At 71.2% G+C, this 3,335-nt stretch carries 3 protein-coding genes; 1 reads left to right on the top strand and 2 read right to left on the bottom strand.

Annotated elements, in window-relative coordinates:
- Nucleotides 1-84 precede the first annotated feature (84 nt).
- Together SACHA_RS0109260 and SACHA_RS0109255 are read right to left on the bottom strand one after the other, a co-directional pair.
- Nucleotides 85-1,491, bottom strand: a complete 1,407-nt coding sequence (locus SACHA_RS0109260) for an amidase (protein ID WP_019809140.1) — start codon at nt 1,489-1,491, stop codon at nt 85-87.
- A gap of 45 nt (nt 1,492-1,536) precedes the next feature.
- Nucleotides 1,537-2,457, bottom strand: a complete 921-nt coding sequence (locus tag SACHA_RS0109255) for a D-2-hydroxyacid dehydrogenase (protein WP_051110148.1) — start codon at nt 2,455-2,457, stop codon at nt 1,537-1,539.
- A gap of 156 nt (nt 2,458-2,613) precedes the next feature.
- On the opposite strand from SACHA_RS0109255, the gene SACHA_RS0109250 reads away from it, so the two are divergent.
- The coding region (locus SACHA_RS0109250; RefSeq protein WP_019809137.1) for a maleate cis-trans isomerase family protein at nt 2,614-3,335 on the top strand (722 nt) is incomplete at its 3' end.

Raw genomic sequence — 3,335 nt, 5'->3', positions numbered from 1 at the left:
CGCGTGCTGCCGGGCGGCGCCTGCTCGCGCCGTCCCGGACTGCCGACTCGCGGGTCCCGGGCGTCAACTCGCGGTTCCCGCGGGTCAACTCGCGGGGGTCGCGGGGCGGTCGGTGGGCCAGGGGTTGATCTCCTCGACCAGTTTGGCGACCGCGAGGACCAGGTCGTCGGAGTGGCGGGGGCCGACGATCTGCAGGCCCACCGGCAGGCCGGCCGAGGTGAAGCCGGCCGGGACCGTGATCGCGGGTTGCTGGGTCAGATTGAACGGGTAGGAGAACCGCGTCCACTGCGGCCAGGTCTCGTAGCCGCTGCCCGGGGGCACGTCGTGGCCCGCCTCGAACGGGGGAATCGGCAGGGTCGGGGTGAGCAGCACGTCGTGCCGGGTGTGGAACTCCCCCATGTGGATGCCCAGGTTCGCCCTGGCCGCGCTCGCGTCGAGGTAGTCGCCCGCCGAATAGGTGTGTCCCTGTTCCCACACCGCCCGCAGGCCCGGATCCACGCGTTCGGCCGCGCCGTCGGGGAAGGAGTCGAGCCACTTCGCCGCACCGGTGGACCACAGCACCCCGAACGCCTCCGCGGGGTCGCCGAAGCCGGGGTCCGTCTCCTCCACGGTCAGGCCGGCCTCGTCGAGCAGCGCGACCACGGAGGCGACCAGCCGGGCGATCTCCGGGTCCACGTCGACGTATCCCAGCGTCGGGGAGTACGCCGCCCGCAGGCCGCGCACGTCACGCCGCACGGCCTCGCGAAAGGTACCGGGCACCGGCGGCAACGCGGCGGGATCGCGGGGGTCCGTGATCGCCAGGACGTCGAGCAGCAGCGCCACGTCGTCCACCGACCGCGCCATCGGCCCGGCGTGCGACAGCGGCCCGAACGGGCTGGCCGGGTACAGCGGGATGCGCCCAGCGGTCGGCTTGAAGCCGACGATCCCGCAGAACGACGCCGGGATGCGCACCGACCCGCCCCCGTCGGTACCCACCGAGAGGTCCCCCATCCCGGTGGCGACCGCCACCGCGCTCCCCCCGCTGGACCCGCCCGGCGTCAGCGCGGGATTCCACGGATTGCGGGTGATCCCGTCGAGCGGGCTGTCGGTGACCGCCTTCCAGGCCAGTTCCGGTGTGGTCGTCTTGCCCAGCAGGACGAGCCCGTGCTCGCGCATCCGCGCCGTGACCGGACTGTCCTCCCGCCACGGCTGGTCGCGGTCGATGCACAACGACCCCCGCAGCGTCGGCCAGCCCTCGGTGAGGAACATGTCCTTGATCGACGCCGGGACCCCGTCGAGCCAGCCGATCGGATTGCCTTCGCGCCAGCGTTCCTCGGAGGCGCGTGCCTGCTCCAGTGCCGACTCGGGGTCGACCAGAGTGAACGCCCCGTGCTCGACGTCGCGCTCGGCGATCGTGGTGAGCGCGGTGCGGGTCGCCTCGACCGGCGACAGCTCGCCCGACGAGAACGCCGCCACGAGTTCGCTCGCGGTGAGCAGGGGTGGCGTCGGCATAACTCTCCTCGTGTCACGCCCGCGGCGGACCGCACGGCACGCCGGTCACGTCACGGGTGAGGGTACATAGCCGAGTCGCTTGTCGACGACGTTGCGCAGCGGCCGCCCGTCCACCCATCGTGCGAAGTTGTCGGCGAAGACCTCGACCAGCGCGTTACGCCAGCCGACGATGTCCCCGGACATGTGCGGGGTGAGCACCACGTTCTGCATCGTCCAGAGAGGACTGTCCGCGGGCAGCGGCTCGGTCTCGAACACGTCGAGCGCGGCGCCACCGAGATGGCCCGATCGCAGGACCCCGATCAGGTCGTCGGTGACGACGAGTTCGCCCCGGCCCACGTTGACGAAGCGCGCACCGGGCCGCATGGCACCCAGCGTGCGCGCGTCGAAGAGGTGCCGGGTCGCCCCGGTCAGCGGCGCCACCGCCACCACGAAGTCGTACCCGGGCAGGTGTTCGGTCAACTCGTCGGTGGGCACGACGGTGCCGAAATCCGGGTCGTCGTCGCGTGCCCGCCTGCCCGCCCCGGTCACCCGCAGTCCCGCCGCACGGAGCAACCGGGCGGTGGCCCGGCCGATCGGCCCGGTACCCACGACCAGCACCGGCCTGCCCGCCACCCGTTCCGTCTCGCGGTGCTGCCACCTATGCTGGTCCTGTAACCGCAGTGACCCGGCGAAATCCTTGGCGAAGGCGAGCACGACCCCGAGGACGTACTCGGCGATCGGCCCGTCGAACACCCCGCGCGAGTTGGTCAGGACGACGTCGCTGTCCCGCAGACCGTCGAACATGACCGGGTCGACCCCGGCGCTGGCGATGTGCAGCCATCGCAGACGGTCGGCCGCGTGCCAGGCACCGGGCACGGCGGTGGAAACGAAGTCGTAGACGAACAGGGCATCGGCCCCGTGCAGGGCGTCGGCGAGGCCGTCGGCGTCGGTGTAACGGACCGACGCCGCCCGCTCCATGGCTTCCATATCCGGGGGGCGCTTCTCACCGCAGAGTACGGCGAGCACCGGCGGTTGACTGCCAGTCACCGTTGACACGGTATGTGTACGCCGTATGATTGTCAACAATCCGAGGAGTCACCCCGGAGGCCCTCTCCTGCAGAATCGCCGTCGGAGGTGCGAGCCTTGGATTTCGCCGCCCTGGACTTCCCCGTGTTCGACGGCCCGCTGGCGCAGCGCGGCGTCGGGGTGATCGCCCCGTTCGATCTCGCCCTCGAACGGGAGCTGTGGCGCTGGGTGCCGATGGAGGTCTCGCTGCATCTGGCCCGGACCCCGTACGAGCCCGTGCCGGTCAGCATGGAGATGGCCCATCTGGTCAGCAACGCGGCCCACCTCGCGGCGGCCACACGGGACGTGCTGCACGTGGAGCCGGAGGTGGTGGCCTATCTGTGCAGCTCGGGCAGCTTCGTCAACGGCGTACCCGCCGAACGGGACCTGTGCGCGGTCATCCGGGAGGCGGGCGCCCCCGCGGCGGTGACGACGTCCGGGGCACTCGCGGAGGTGCTGCGTCTGCTGAACCTGCGCAAGCTGGCGGTGCTGACCCCGTACGACGCCGACCTGACCGGAAGACTGCACGACTTCCTCGACGAGCTCGGAGTCAAGACCATGGCGAGTGACCACCTCGGTCTCGGCGGGGGGATCTGGAAGGTCAACTACCGCACCATCGCCGAACGGATCCTCGCCGCCGACCACGAGGGCGCCGAAGCCATCTTCGTGAGCTGTACGAACCTGCCCACCTACGACGTCATCGAACCGCTGGAGACCGCCCTCGGCAAGCCGGTGCTGACCGCGAATCAGCTCACCATGTGGGCGTGCCTGCGGCGGATGGACCTGCCGATCGTCGGCCC

It is taken from the genome of Saccharomonospora halophila 8, from assembly GCF_000383775.1.
GTDB lineage: Bacteria > Actinomycetota > Actinomycetes > Mycobacteriales > Pseudonocardiaceae > Saccharomonospora > Saccharomonospora halophila.
Note: the sequence above shows the minus strand (reverse complement) of the source record. Positions and strands in the feature narration are given on the sequence as shown.